The organism is Acinetobacter sp. CY05 (assembly GCF_059515805.1).
In genome coordinates this window covers 200,627-215,268 of record NZ_JCAKMW010000002.1, presented here as the reverse complement: position 1 = coordinate 215,268, position 14,642 = coordinate 200,627, and the positions used below count along the sequence as shown (strand labels likewise).

The 14,642-nt window shown below is 41.1% G+C and carries 12 protein-coding genes; 8 read left to right on the top strand and 4 right to left on the bottom strand.

The features are described from left to right. Positions 1-54: 54 nt before the first annotated feature. Positions 55-672, bottom strand: a complete 618-nt coding sequence (locus tag AC5YCD_RS03435; protein WP_496128714.1) for a rhomboid family intramembrane serine protease — start codon at positions 670-672, stop codon at positions 55-57. A 157-nt stretch (positions 673-829) separates the two neighbouring features. Between AC5YCD_RS03435 and nfuA the strand changes: the two genes are divergently transcribed. The 3 genes from nfuA to AC5YCD_RS03420 all read left to right on the top strand — a co-directional run bounded on the left by nfuA (position 830) and on the right by AC5YCD_RS03420 (position 5,088). Then, positions 830-1,468 carry a Fe-S biogenesis protein NfuA gene (nfuA, locus tag AC5YCD_RS03430; protein ID WP_496128713.1) on the top strand — a complete coding sequence of 213 codons (639 nt, stop codon included), beginning with the start codon at positions 830-832 and terminating at the stop codon, positions 1,466-1,468. Positions 1,469-1,634: 166 nt separating this feature from the next. After that, a complete protein-coding gene (locus AC5YCD_RS03425) occupies positions 1,635-3,734 on the top strand; it encodes a TonB-dependent receptor domain-containing protein (RefSeq protein WP_496128712.1) in 2,100 nt (699 codons plus the stop codon). Between the two features lie 64 nt (positions 3,735-3,798). After that, positions 3,799-5,088 (top strand): class I SAM-dependent methyltransferase, encoded by a 1,290-nt coding sequence (locus AC5YCD_RS03420; RefSeq protein ID WP_496128711.1) that lies wholly within the window; start codon positions 3,799-3,801, stop codon positions 5,086-5,088. 27 nt (positions 5,089-5,115) lie between these two features. On the opposite strand, the gene AC5YCD_RS03415 is transcribed toward AC5YCD_RS03420, so the two are convergent. Continuing rightward, on the bottom strand, positions 5,116-6,114 hold the full coding sequence (locus AC5YCD_RS03415) for a hypothetical protein (protein WP_496128710.1): 999 nt from the start codon (positions 6,112-6,114) through the stop codon (positions 5,116-5,118). A gap of 306 nt (positions 6,115-6,420) precedes the next feature. On the opposite strand from AC5YCD_RS03415, the gene AC5YCD_RS03410 reads away from it, so the two are divergent. Further along, a complete protein-coding gene (locus tag AC5YCD_RS03410; protein ID WP_496128709.1) occupies positions 6,421-7,035 on the top strand; it encodes a carbonic anhydrase in 615 nt (204 codons plus the stop codon). 41 nt (positions 7,036-7,076) lie between these two features. On the opposite strand, the gene AC5YCD_RS03405 is transcribed toward AC5YCD_RS03410, so the two are convergent. After that, positions 7,077-7,688, bottom strand: coding sequence for an arylesterase (locus AC5YCD_RS03405; protein WP_496128708.1), 612 nt, complete (start codon positions 7,686-7,688; stop codon positions 7,077-7,079). A 12-nt stretch (positions 7,689-7,700) separates the two neighbouring features. Between AC5YCD_RS03405 and AC5YCD_RS03400 the strand changes: the two genes are divergently transcribed. Together AC5YCD_RS03400 and AC5YCD_RS03395 are read left to right on the top strand one after the other, a co-directional pair. Continuing rightward, positions 7,701-8,426: an ABC transporter ATP-binding protein gene (locus tag AC5YCD_RS03400; protein WP_496128707.1), complete on the top strand. Its 726-nt coding sequence runs from the start codon at positions 7,701-7,703 to the stop codon at positions 8,424-8,426. Continuing rightward, positions 8,423-10,870: an ABC transporter permease gene (locus AC5YCD_RS03395; RefSeq protein ID WP_496128706.1), complete on the top strand. Its 2,448-nt coding sequence runs from the start codon at positions 8,423-8,425 to the stop codon at positions 10,868-10,870. Before AC5YCD_RS03400 ends, AC5YCD_RS03395 begins: the two co-directional genes overlap by 4 nt. Here AC5YCD_RS03395 and AC5YCD_RS03390 read toward each other — a convergent pair. Beyond that, the gene (locus AC5YCD_RS03390) at positions 10,860-11,681 is read right to left on the bottom strand and encodes a rhomboid family intramembrane serine protease (RefSeq protein ID WP_496128705.1); all 822 of its coding nucleotides are present in this window, start codon (positions 11,679-11,681) and stop codon (positions 10,860-10,862) included. The genes AC5YCD_RS03395 and AC5YCD_RS03390 overlap by 11 nt on opposite strands. A 75-nt stretch (positions 11,682-11,756) precedes the next feature. Here AC5YCD_RS03390 and mtgA point away from each other — a divergent pair, with 75 nt between their 5' ends. Together mtgA and ppk1 are read left to right on the top strand one after the other, a co-directional pair. Then, entirely contained in the window at positions 11,757-12,431 is a 675-nt protein-coding gene (gene mtgA / locus AC5YCD_RS03385; protein ID WP_496128704.1) for a monofunctional biosynthetic peptidoglycan transglycosylase, read from the top strand. 115 nt (positions 12,432-12,546) lie between these two features. Further along, entirely contained in the window at positions 12,547-14,628 is a 2,082-nt protein-coding gene (gene ppk1 / locus AC5YCD_RS03380; RefSeq protein WP_496128703.1) for a polyphosphate kinase 1, read from the top strand. The last annotated feature ends 14 nt before the right edge of the window (positions 14,629-14,642 follow it).

Below are 14,642 nucleotides of genomic sequence, written 5' to 3'. Positions count from 1 at the left end.
TTTTACTTTTTATGCTAAACAACAGCTGCCCCACTCTGATGCGCCTGAGCTTTATCAAAATGGAATTTGACTCAATTTTCTTAAGAAATGGCCAATTAAACGCGGTTCAATAATAATGGTCATGATGATGCCGTAAGCGGCACCCCATAAATGCGCGCTATGATTGATATTGGAATTGCCACGTTTACCTGACCAAATACTATAAGCCACATACAGCACCGCAAAAATAATCGCAGGTACAGGAATAAAGAACACAAAAATCAGTTTCCAAGGCTCAAATAAAATATAAGCAAATAACACCGCAGATACAGCGCCCGAAGCACCAAGGCTGGCCCAGCGATGATCATTTTTATGCTTTAAATAACTTGGAATAATCGCCGCAATCAAACCGCCTAAATAAAACAGCACAAAGCCCAAATCATATAAATACTGACGGTAAAATTGTTCAATGATCGAACCAAAGAAAAACAGCGTGATCATGTTAAATAACAGATGGGCACCATCTGCATGAATAAAACCATGGCCAATAAAACGGTCATACTGGCCGCGTTGCATGGCAGGTGGCCAAAAAATGAGACGATTCATCAAATTTTGATTAGAAAACGCCAACAGCGATATGACCACCGTAATTAAAATTAAAGTGACAGTATGATTAAAAGGTAAATCCAACATAGATTGCAGCGCTACCAATACGATTTAAAGGATATCATGCCATTAAAACAGCAATTTGCGGCAGTATAGACAATAAATCCGACAATTTTGGTTGATTTTTTTTAATTACCCCGCATCTTCAGTTAAAATGAACGCTTCAGCTTGAGGAAAGATTGTTATGTCGACTGAGAACAGCAGCACAGTAGCCGCAGAAGAAATTCCAAATCTATTAATTACGCCTTCTGCACAAGAGTACCTTCGTGATTTATTGGCAAAACAAAACACGCCGGGTATTGGTGTGCGCGTTTTTGTTGAGCATCCAGGAACACCGCGTGCTGAATGTTGTATGGCATATAGCGCACCAGATGAAGTGGTTGAAACGGACTATGTCCAACAGTATCCAGATTTTCCAGCTTATGTGGATGCCCCATCAATCCCTTATCTATTAGATGCTGTGATTGACTACAACAAAGACCGTTTTGGTGGTCAGTTAACTTTCCGTGCACCAAACTCTAAAGTGCCACGCGTAGGTCCAGATGCATCTGTAGAAGAGCGTATTACTTACGTTTTACAATCAGAAATTAACCCAGGTTTAGCAGGTCACGGTGGTAACTGCGCTTTAGTTGAAGTGGTGGAAGACCCTGAACATGGTTTAACTGCGGTACTTAAATTTGGTGGTGGTTGCCAAGGTTGTTCAGCCATTGATGTGACTTTGAAGCAAGGCGTTGAAGTGACTTTAAAACAACACGTCCCTGAGCTTGCTCGTGTGATTGACCAAACGGATCACACGCAGTCAGAAGGTGCTTATATGAAATAAGCTTCTTTGCTCAATCAATAGCTCCATAATTGGGGCTATTTTTTTTGCTTAAAATTTAAAGGCTAATGATAATAATTATCAAAAACAATTTACAAATTATTCTTGTTTGTTACAATGCGCAACAAATTAAACATTATCTCTTCATAGCATTCTGAGTAAAGCGCACATGAACCAGCCGTTAATACGATCAACTTTGGCTTTTGCCGTACTTTCAGCCATGGGTGTTGTGGCAAACGCACAAGATACAGCAACAAAGCAACCTGTAGAATTAGACACCATTGTTGTGACCACAGCGGGTGGTTATGAGCAAAATATTGCAGATGCTGCTGCCACGATTTCGGTGATTACCGCAGAAGAACTAGAAAAAAAATCTTATAGTGATGTGACAGACGCTTTAAAAAATGTACCAGGTGTGTTTGTACAAGGGGGCGGTACCAATCAGAGCATTTCTATTCGTGGTATGGGCTCGGCATATACCTTGTTCTTAATTGACGGTAAGCCGATGAACGATGGAAGCCTACTCACCACCAATGGTGGGGTACAAGGCGCATCGGTAAATTTCTTACCGCCGATCGAAGCCATTGAACGTATCGAAGTCATTCGTGGGCCATCTTCATCTTTATATGGTTCCGATGCCATGGGTGGTGTAATTAATATTATTACTAAAAAGCATCAAGACAAAATGACAGCCAGTATTCGTACTGAATACATCAAAGCAGCTCAGTCTAATCAAGTGAATAATGATGCCACCAATACCAGTGTGTATGTCACAGCACCCCTAATTGCAAATTTATTGTCGATGCAAGTGACAGGCGGTGTACAGACCATTGAAGAGAGTTCACTACAACGCACAACCACTGAATCTGGTGAAAGCGAGCCTGATTTTAATAAAAAGAATATTGCGGCAAAGTTGGTTTACACCCCAAATAGCAATAATACTTTAACGGCTGAAATCTCAAATACACAGCAGCAACGTACTCATAACCCAGGTATTAGTTTGTTGCCAGATGCATCGCGTACCTATTCAGAGTTAGAAAAAAATAACATCAGCTTAAATCACGAAGCAAAATACGATAAATGGGTCAGCAGCTCTTACCTACAATTTGACCAAGACGAAAATAATTCAATTACTGGGCGTACAATTGATAAAGTACAAAACCCAGGGGGGATTTTATTTGAAACCCTGACTGCGAATACTCAAGGAACGTATTTCTTTGATGACCACGCCCTCACGCTTGGTGGTCGTTACTTAGAAGAAAACTTAGAAGATGGTGCGACCAACCAACAGGCAAATATGGCAGGTAAAGTAACGAAAATGGATCGCTACCAATGGTCATTATTTGCAGAAGACACGTGGAATGTGACCGACAAATTGGCATTAACGCTCAGCGGTCGCTATGACGAAAATGAGTTCTTTGGCGATAACTTTAGCCCTAAAGCCTATGCAGTGTATAAAGCCAATGACAATTTTACCGTTAAAGGTGGGGTGATTTCAGGTTATAAGGCACCAAGCTTACGTAGCTCATCCCCGCAATATATGCTTAACTCCATGGGTGGGGCAATTATGCCAAATCCAGACTTAAAACCTGAAACCAGCTTAACTTATGAAACGGGTTTTGCGTTTGAAAATCGTGATTTAGGTATATTGGCCAGCTTAATGGTCTATCAAACTGACTTTAATGACAAAATTACTCGTTCGTCACGTGTTGCGGGCAGTCGTTTGCCAACAGAAGCAGAAGGCGGTAAACCATCATATACTCAAGACGAAATTGATGACTTTGTTGCCAACAGTCAGTTCTATCAACAGAATCCGAGTTTCCCATATAGCGCTACAGGTTATACCTATAACTATAATGTGGATGAAGCACAAATTCGCGGACTTGAACTCACCACAGATTACTTTATTACCGATTACTTAAAATATCGCCATTCATATACCTATACCAACAGTGAGCAAAAAACAGGGGCGAACAAAGGTAAACCACTGAATGACTTGCCTAAACATATGTTTAATGCAGGACTGGATTGGGATGTGAATGATCAATGGTTACTTTGGACACAGCTCAACTATCGCGGTAAAACAGTGGGCAATAATGCCACCCCTGATTATACCTTTGTTGACCTTGGTGCAGTGTATAAATACAGCGATAAGCTGAAACTTTCGACAGGTATTTACAACGTGCAAAATAAAAACGTGTTGGAAGATGGCAATGACTGGGTGCTCGATGGTCGACGTTATAGTTTTGCAGTAAATCTAAGCTTCTAAAAGCGCTACATATGGGGCATTTTGCCCCATATGTATGCTGTACATGTTTAGTTTGAGAGGAATCATGCAAAAACAAAATGGTTATGTAATTGATACTGTCTATCCGAGTTTTTTCTATAAGGAAATGACCCCGTTATGGCTCAGTAGCGTGGTATATTTTTTAGGTTTTGCAGCGCCTCAAGCAGAGCAAGAGTTTCATTATTTAGAAATTGGCTGTGCCACAGGCAGCAATTTACTGCTGTGTGCGGCGAATTATCCTCAGGCAAATTTTGTTGGTATTGATTTTAATGCCCAGCATATTCAACAAGCAAAGCAGCGTGCTCACAAGCTTGGCTTAAATAATATTAAGTTTATACAGGGTGACTTTGCCAATTTTTTAGCAACCAATCATCAATATTTTGATTTTATTGTTAATCATGGCACTTATGCTTGGGTGGCCGCTGAGCAACAACAAGAGATCTTAGCCATTGTGGCTCAGTTTTTAAAAGCGCAAGGGATTTTTTATTTACACTATATGTGTTATCCCGGTTCTGCTGACTTAAATGCTATTCAGAAGCTATTTCATTTGGTAGATCAACAGCATACAGCACATAGTCTAGAGATTGCCAAAGGCTTATGTCGAGATTTACAGCGGGCAGGTGCTTTTATACATCAACCTAAAATTGAGCAGGCCCTTAAAACCTTAACGCAAAGCGATGCCTATTTGGCACATGAGTTTTTAACCGATCATTGGCAACCTTTGTATAGTGTGGATGTGCATCAACAACTGTATCAACACGCCAAATTGAGCTATTTGGGCAGTGCTAATCCATGTGAAAATTTAGACAGTATTAGCATTCCAGCTCAAATACAGCCCTTGCTACACAATACGCAAATACCTGCTTTAAAAGAGTATTTAAAAGATTTGGCGCGTGATGCTAAACAACGTATTGATATTTTCCAAAAAACACCACAAGCCTTAAGCCAACAGCAGCATCTAAGCCAATTAGCTGCTATTCAGTTTAAATTATTGCCCCATGCACCGATGCAAGGTATCAGCCATTTTCAAACTCAGATAGGTCAAATAGCAGCGCCTCAAGCATTGATTGCTAACATGTTTGCGCAGCTCAAGCGCCAAGCCTGCAGTTTTCAGGATTTTTTAGCTCAGCCTGAGTTTGCGCAAAATCCAGTATTTTTAATGGAAACCTTATTTCTACTGATGCAGGCAGGCTATATTCATCCGGCGTTACAGTTACCAACATCACAACAAGCGCATAAAATTAAGCAAATCAATCAATGCCTTAAACAGTTAGATCTCCCATTTCAACTGCTTGCGCAATGTGGTACTGCAGTGCAGTATAACCATCGGCTATAAAACACCCTGCCGTAGCAGGGTGATCACTTATACATTGAGCAAGCGCCGTGTAGCGTCTCTATAATAAAATTCACGTAACACCATGCGGCTACGTTCACGTAAGTGACCAGAAGCAATCATTTTTGTAAGCACAGCCTGTAATAAAGTATTAAGCTCTTTAGTCACAAGGGCTTCATCAATATTTAAATCACGTAATAACAGATCAAAGCTATGCTGTTGATTACGGCTATACCATGCATACAATCCGTCACGTAATTGCTGTTTTAAATAGTCCGTTTGGCGTATGTGATCCCAAATTTGATGTCCTAAAGCCCCAGTTTGCGGCAAATCTTGGACCTCAATGTAATTGCGTAGTACGCTTAACGGTTTGGTTTTAATCTTATGCCACAGACCCGCTTGAAAGTGATACAGCTTATCGTCATCAAAATGTTGATTCAAAACACTTTCACTCATTTGACTGAGTTTTAAAATATTACGCTGTAAATACTGTTGAATGGTGTTGTCTAAATCTTGATCGGTCACACTTTCTAATACGCTACGGCCCATTTTCATAAATTGCGACACACCGGGCACATGTTTAACCATCGAATTATCTAAATAATCTTGAATGGCATGTTGAATGAGTTGACTCAGCATAGCTGAAAACGCTTGGTTATTGACCACAGTTTTAATCAAACGCTCACGATGCCCCCGTTTACTGGCCACGTATTGTGCCAATTGATCGACCGTGAGCACCGAAATCACATCTTGAATTTGAGTCGTATCATTGCTTGGATGAATCAGAAAAAAACGGATATGTTCGGCAATTTGGCTGATTAATGGCTCAGATGCTGGGGTATTTAAAATTTGTTGTTGCAGCAGCTGATTCAGCGCATCAAAGGACCATAACTCAGCTAAGGTTTGTTTTCTAAACCATTGATAAAAGCTTAACAATTCCTGTTCGACCACAGTGCCTTGTGCAAAATACTGGTCTAAAAAATCAAGCTGAGCATCAATGAGTTGCTCAAGCAAAGGATGGGTGTACATACCGTCTCTACAACCAATTTAAATTGGCTTAAGGATGACAGTAGCAGAGTTGGCTTTCAATGCTTTTACTTCAGATCAAGCAACTAATTGAGCAGTTTTAAGCACAGCCCATACAATAAAAAAACGCTAATTTTAGCATTAAAGAGCAGCTGTAAATTAAATAAAACTTTATTTTTTAATAAATTAATTTTAATTTTATTTTTTTGTAACAGATTATATAAAAATTAAACAGCTAATCCTTTTTGCAAGTGACATTCAAAATTCATGCGATTACACTAAATGCAACGTTAATATGGGTGGTAGAAAATGCTTACAGCAGAAGAAGCTTTAGAACGCTTAAAAAAAGGAAATCAGCGTTTTGTAAATGGTGAAACCAACCATCAAAAATTACTTACTCATCAACAACGTGCTGAGATGGCAGAAAGCCAAGAGCCCTTTGCCATTGTATTAGGTTGTTCAGATTCACGTGTCCCTGCTGAAATGGTCTTCGACCAAGGCTTAGGTGATTTATTTGTGATTCGTGTAGCAGGTAATATTGTGGCACCGTCACAAGTGGGTAGTGTAGAGTTTGCCGCGGACAGTTTTGGTTGCCCTTTAGTGGTGGTACTCGGTCATAGTCATTGTGGCGCGATTCATTCCACTATTGAAGCCTTACAAAATCCATCGCAACCGCCATCGGCAAATTTGATGTCGATTGTGAACCGTGTTCGTCCGTCTGTTGAAATTTTAATGCAAACAGAACTCAAAGATGATTTAGATAAACTTTCACATCATGCAGTGCGTGCCAATGTCTTTGGTTCAGTCAACCAATTACGTCACGGTTCTGCAGTTATTGAAAGTTTAATCTTAAAAGGTAAGCTCAAAGTGATAGGTGCCGAATATTCACTTGAAACTGGTGAAGTAACCTTCTTTGATTTCTAAATTTTGACTGAGTCATCAGCCAGACATCAGTCTGGCTTTTTTTATAGGGCTTTTTGAATATAAGAATACGCATTTTTAAGTAAAATGGGTTGGGCTTTTGCATTTGGATGCACTAAATCACTTTGCATTAAGTTTTTATTGCCCGCGACACCCTCTAAGAAAAATGGCATCAACGGCACTTTGTAGTGCTGACTGACCACCTTGTAATTGTGTTCAAAGGCTTGGCTATAGGCTTTGCCATAATTAGGTGGAATTTTCATGCCCAAAATAATTACTTTGGCATTGGCTCGTTGGCTCTTTTGTACCAGCTGACGTAAGTTCTTTTGAATATTTTGTGGTGGCTGACCACGTAAACCATCATTACCCCCCAATTCAATTACCACTACATCAGGTTGATGTGTGGTTAATAACTTAGGTAAACGCGCCAAAGCACCACTTGTAGTTTCACCACTGACACTTGCATTGACCACTTTATGTTGTTTCGGATACTGTTGATTGAGGCGTTGTTGTAACAAATGTACCCAACCTTGTTCAGGGCGCATACCATAAGCTGCGCTGATACTATCACCTACAATCATGACGGTTTTTGCTTCTGCATAGCTTATACCCAGTAAAGCCGCAGCCAACACTATGATTCTTCGCTTCTTTTGCATAATAGGGATTCTATGACTTCGTTACACCATGATGCCACTATCATGCCACAAGCACTTATTTGTGCACGAAATTTGACACAAAAGATACAACTTGGCAGCCAGCAGCTCAGTATTTTTTCTGAGCTTAATCTACAAATTCATGCGGCTGAACAAGTGGCCATTACAGGGCGTTCAGGTTCAGGTAAATCGACCTTGTTGGGTATTTTAGCCACCCTCGATCAGGCCTCAAGTGGTGAATTGTATGTCTGTGGTGAAGCAATTCATAACTTAAATGAAGAACAACGCGCAGCGGTGCGCTTAAAGCATATTGGTTTTGTATTTCAGTCTTTTCAGTTACTTGGGCATCTTAGTGCTTTAGAAAATGTATTGCTGCCTTTACGCTTGCAGCCTAATTTTGAGTATAAAACTGCCGAAAAAAGGGCGTTGTTATTATTGGAGAAAGTTGGCTTAGCACGCCAAGCCCAGCAAACGCCAAAGGTGCTTTCAGGTGGTGAGCAACAGCGTGTTGCCATTGCACGTGCTTTGGTCAGTCAACCTCAAATTATTTTTGCTGATGAACCCACAGGTAATTTAGATGGACAAACAGCACGCGAAATTGAGCAATTATTATTTAATTTAAACCGTGAATTGGGTACAACCTTAATTTTGGTGACTCATGACCCGCAATTGGCAGCCCAGTGTCAGCGCCATCTCACGCTCATTGATGGGCAATTGCATGAGCGTGAGGAGCAAGAATGAGTTTATTTCGACCCTTATGGCAACAAAGCATTAAAAGTAGCGGGATTTACCTGCTTTTGGTGGCATTAATTTTAGCCATTAGTGCCACCACAGCCTTAAAATTTAGTAACCAACAGATTCAAAATGCAGTGGCCTTACAAGCAGCTGAGTTATTGGGCGCAGATTTGGTCTTAAGTGATCAAGCACCACTTGTACCAACATGGCGTGAACAGGCTCAGCACTATAATCTTCAGCAATCTGAAGTGACTAGCTTTAGCTCCATGGCACATACTGATGCAGAATTTGTCATGGTTAATGTCAAAGCAATTGAAGATAACTTTCCTTTAAGAGGAAGCTTAAAGAGTCAGCCAGACACGCCATTACAAGCAGGCCACATTTGGCTTAGTCCACGCGCGCAAGATTTACTCAAAGTCCAACTCGGCGATTGGGTCAATATTGCTGATGCTCAGCTTAAATTTACTGCAGTGATTCAACAAGACTCTAATCAAGAATTGGGCTTTGCAGGTTTTTCACCTAGCGTCATTATTCACCAAGCTGATGTGGCAAAAACCAATGCTATTCAAGTCGGCAGTCGGATTGAATATCGTCTGCTTTTGTCCGGCGCACCACAGCAAACGAAAGCCTTTGAACAGGCCATAAAGCCAAAACTTGATGCAGCCAAGCAAGATGAAGCCAGTAGCTTAAGGTTGCGTAATGCCAGCGAAAGTAATCAGCGCTTAATGCGTCCAATTGAAAATTTGGATACCTTTTTACAGCTGGCCAATATTTTAACCATTTTACTCTGTGGAATTGCCATTGCCTTAACCAGTCAGCGTTATGTTCAGCAACAACAAGAGCATATTGCGCTGATTCGTTGTATGGGTGCATCTAAACAACAAATTTTAAGTGTATATATATCCTTATTGGCCGCGATTTTTCTACTGGCTGTATTATTTGGCGCCGTACTTGGGGTGCTGATGGGCTTTGGCTTATTACAGTTGATGCTGACTTTAATGCCACATTTGAGTATTGAATTTTCTGTGCTGCAATTGCTGCTTGGGCCACTACCGATTGCCATGCTAACCAGTTTAGTGGTGTTACTTGGCTTTGTGCTGCCGAGCTTATGGCAATTGCTGAATACAGCGCCGGTGCGTGTATTACGCAGCCAAGATAAAAGCCTGAGCCAAATGCGAAGTACTTTAATCTGTGGCGGTTTAAGCTTAATTGTATTTAGTATTTTACTCACCCAAAATGTCGCGCTGAGTCTAGTAGTGATTGGAGCTTTAGCGCTGTTATGTGTCATGCTTTATGTACTGATTTATGCCTTACTCAAATTGATACAGCAGCGTAAAACTCGTTTAAGTGCTTATATTCGTCAACTACCACAAATGGCATTGCAAATTACTGCTTTGGCCTTGGGCCTAAGTTTAATGAGTGTGCTGTTGGTGTTAAAAACCGATCTCACAGAGCGTTGGCAACAGCAATTACCACAAGATACCCCCAATCAGTTTGTTTATGGTTTACCACCAACTGACTTGGCCGACTTTGAAGCCGTGTTAGCGCAAAATGCGTGGTCAAGCACCACCTTATATCCAAATATTCGTGGTCGTTTAGTGGCTAAAAATGCTCAAGACTTTACGGAAGCCGACCGAGCTAAAAGTAATTCCTTACGTCGTGAGCTCAATTTAACCCAAGCTGAGCATTTTCCTGCAGATAATCAAATTATCCAAGGCCAAGCTAGGTTTAGTGCAGTGAATCAGGTCTCAGTCGAAGTTAAAACTGCGCAAGAATTGGGGATTCAAATTGGTGATCGTTTAACCTTTCGTTTACCTGAAGGGGATTTAACTGCAGAGGTGATTAATTTACGCAGTGTCGAGTGGGAAAGCTTTAGCCCTAATTTCTTCTTTATTTTTAGCCCCAACAGTATGGATGCTAATGCAGGCAGCTATTTAGGCAGCTTTTATGTGCCGGCCGAACAGCAAACGCAACTCATTGAAGTGATTCAACGTTTTAGTAATACTGTATTTATTGATGTCGGGCTAATGCTTGCTGAGGTCAAACGCTTATTGGATGTGTTACTCAATATTATAAGTGTGTTGGCAGTATTGGTGGCCATAGCCGGGCTCTTGGTGTTATTGGCATGTTTAAACCTTATGCTGGATGCACGTCAGCAAGAAGTGGCTTTATTACGTGCGTTTGGTGGTGCTAAAGCGCAGCTGAAAAACATGCTCAGCATTGAGGTCGGTTTGATTGGCTTAATGGCAGGTATAGCAGCGTGTATCTTTGCTGAAGTGCTAAGTGCTATTGTCGCGTATAAAATGGGGATGACATGGCAGTTGCATATGAGCCTATGGCTGATTTTACCACTGGCGATGGCGCTGATTTGTGCCTTGATTGGACGCTATCGCCTAAGTTATTTAGCTGAAATTGCACCTTTAAGTGCACTGCGCGATATTAAAAATTAAATTGTTGTCGCATCGCTGCCAGTAATTCTTGCCACAGCGGTGCGACCAGTTCTAATAGCATTAGGCAATAACTATATAAAGCGCCACACAGCACCATGCCAAGCCCTAGCCCTAGCCCTAACCACAGCAAAACTGCTTTATTGACACGCATTGAAAGATACCAAACCAAGCCTAATGCAGCTCCCATCAGCATACCGCCAATATGGGCAGCATTATTAATTCCTGCGGTCATAAAACCAATAAATAGGTTAATCCCCATGACCATCACTAAGGTTTTTTTATCTAAAATAAAACGCTGTTTTTTCAGCACAGGCAACAAGGAAATAACGGTTAAAGCAGCGCCTAAACCCATGACTGCACCTGAAGCACCAGCACCCACTTTGGGCAGTTGTTCCGCATTGATGGCAGCATTTTGCAGCATAGACAATGAATTTTGTAAATCTAAAAAACCACTGAGTAAACTGCCCATGAGACCTGCTAAGACATACAGCCCTAAAAAATAGACACGGCCAAACATTTGTTCAGCAATATGACCAAATAAATATAAGGCCCACATATTCAGCATTAAATGAATTAAGCCAAAGTGAAAAAACATACTGCTTAATAAACGAATGGGTTCCACTAAAAAGCTCAGAGGCGCATAATCTGCACCCCAAGCGATGGCATCTTGAATGCTTGGGCGACTCGCATCCACACCTGTGCTAATTTGCCATAAAAACAGGGCAACATTGAGGGTGATGAATAGGGCGCTCAGCCACCAACCCTTTAAATTGACTTGGTGCTTGACGGTAGGTGGGGAAAGTTGGCTCATCTTGGAATTGTGCTATTTTAGTCTTATGTCTGAGCTTATCACGAAAATTTTATCCTGCAGGGGAAATGCAGCAGCATGAAAGCCTTTATTGTTCGTACACTTCTTATTTTGATCAGTTTTGTGCTGCTGATCCAACTGTGGATCTTTGCCAGCCTTGCATGGTGGCGCACGAATCCCGTAGAAACCACCATGTTTATGCGTCTCGATTATTGGGCTGATTCAAGCCAGCCGCTTAAACATGAGTGGCGTGATTATGATCAGATCAGTGATTATATGAAACGTGCTGTAGTTGCCGCTGAAGATGGTAAATTTTTACAGCATAAAGGTTTTGATTTCGATGGTATGCAAAATGCTTTATTGCGTAATAAAGATCAAGGCAAAGTAGTCGCAGGTGGTTCCACCATTTCACAGCAGTTGGCTAAAAACTTATTTTTATATAATAAGCGCTCTTTTATACGTAAAGGTCAAGAAGCAGTCGCGACTTTTATGATGGAGCGGATGTGGAGCAAACAGCGCATTTTAGAAGTGTATTTAAACTCGGTTGAGTTTGGTGACAATATTTATGGGATTGAAGCGGCGACCCAGCATTATTTTGGTAAAAGCTCGCGCAGTTTAACCCGTGAGCAAGCGGTATTTTTAGCCTCGATTTTACCCAATCCAAAATATTACCAAAACAATCGTCAGGATCGCAGCCTAAACGCACGTAAACAGATGATTCGTAAATATATGCGTTATAGCCAAATCCCCTAACGCTTTAACTGTTGCAAAAAAGCGCAAATGTTTGCGCTTTTTTTTATCTTTTTGTCATAAATTTCAAGCATACTAGAGTAAAGATGACTTTAAAAAATATAGGCGCAGTTGACATATGACGACTTCAGTAGAGACCTTGCCAACCCCAGTGGATTATAGCTACAACGATCGCTACATCAACCGTGAGCTGTCAATTTTAGATTTCCATTTACGTGTTCTTGAACAAGCAGTTGATCCTTTGCATCCATTGCTTGAGCGCATGAATTTCTTACTCATTTTTTCGCGTAATTTAGATGAGTTTTTTGAAATTCGCGTCGCCGGTTTAATGGAACAGCTCGATTTAGGCAATGAAAGCTTAAGTCCAGATGGTTTGACGCCTAAACAAGTGCTTGATCAAATCTCTAAAACCGCACATGAAGCGATTGAACGCCAATACCGGATTTTAAATCAAGAAATCTTACCAAAACTGCGTGATGAGGATATTTGCTTCTTACGTCGCGGTGAACTGACCCCAGCACAATCGGCTTGGGTGAAAAAATATTTCCAAGAACAAGTTGCCCCTGTCTTAACCCCGATCAGCCTTGATCCTGCGCATCCATTCCCACGTTTAGTTAATAAATCACTGAATTTTATTGTGACTTTAGAAGGTAAAGATGCCTTTGGTCGTCAAATTGATTTAGCAGTGGTGCCTGCACCGCGCTCGTTGCCGCGAGTGGTACGTTTACCTGATGAACTGACGGGTGGTAAAGAACACCATGTGATGTTATCAGCGATTATTCATGAGCATGTATCAGATTTATTCCCGGGTATGACCGCAACGGGTTGTTATCAGTTCCGTGTGACCCGTAATGCCGACTTGGCTTTAAATGAAGACGTTGAAGACTTAGCCAAAGCCTTAAAAGGTGAATTAAGCTCACGTCGTTTTGGTCGTGCGGTACGTTTGGAAGTCACAGAAAACTGTCCAAAACATATTTATCAATATTTGTTAGATGAATTTGACCTCGAATTTGAGCAACTTTATAAAGTCGATGGGCCTGTGAATTTAGCGCGTTTATTGTCCAACTTTAAACGCCCACATTTACGCTATGACACGCATGTGCCTGTCATTCCAAAGGTGCTGAAAAAAGCCGATAACACCTTTAGCGCCATGCAAAAACAAGACATTTTGTTGCATCATCCGTTTGAATCTTTTTCACCGGTGATTTCACTGTTGCGCGAAGCTGCACGTGACCCACAAGTCTTAGCGATTAAGCAAACGTTGTATCGTAGTGGCCCAGATTCTGAAATTGTACAGGTCTTAGCAGAAGCGGCACGTAATGGGAAAGAAGTCACTGCGGTGATTGAATTGCGCGCGCGTTTTGATGAAGAGTCCAATATTGCTGTTGCTAATGTTTTACAAGAAGCAGGCGCTGTGGTGGTGTATGGTATTGTGGGGTATAAAACCCACGCCAAAATGATTCTCATTGTGCGCCGTGAAAACAATAAACTGGTGCGTTATGTGCATTTAGGTACAGGTAACTACCATGCTGGCAATGCGCGTATGTATACTGACTACGGCTTAATGACCACCGATAAAGACCTATGTGAAGATGTACACCGCATTTTCCAAGAGCTCACCGGTATGGGTAAAATGGCAAAACTGAAAAAGTTATTGCATGCACCATTTACTTTACATGCCCAATTAATTCATTTTATTGATGAAGAAATTGCCAATGCCAAGGCTGGAAAAGCTGCGCAAATTATTGTGAAAGTCAATGCTTTAACTGAAGTGCAGCTGATTAATAAGCTATATGAAGCCTCACAAGCCGGTGTACAAATTGATCTTATTATTCGTTCAATTTGTTGCTTACGTCCAGGTCTAAAAGGTTTGTCAGAGAATATTCGAGTACGTTCAATCGTCGGTCGTTTCCTAGAACATACCCGTGTGTATTACTTTAGCAACAATGGTGATGCACGTATTTATTGTTCAAGTGCTGATTGGATGGATCGTAATTTATTTAATCGTGTGGAAGCCTGCTTCCCTGTAGAAGATCCAGCTTTGAAAAAACGGATTTACCAACACGGCTTGCTTAATTATCTCGAAGATAATCAACAAGCTTGGGACCTACAAAGCGACGGTACTTGGGTGCGTTTTAAAGCTCAAGAGACTGATGTTGCCCATAATGCACAGCGTGTTTTAATTGAAGATATTCAATAATACACCGTTAAAAT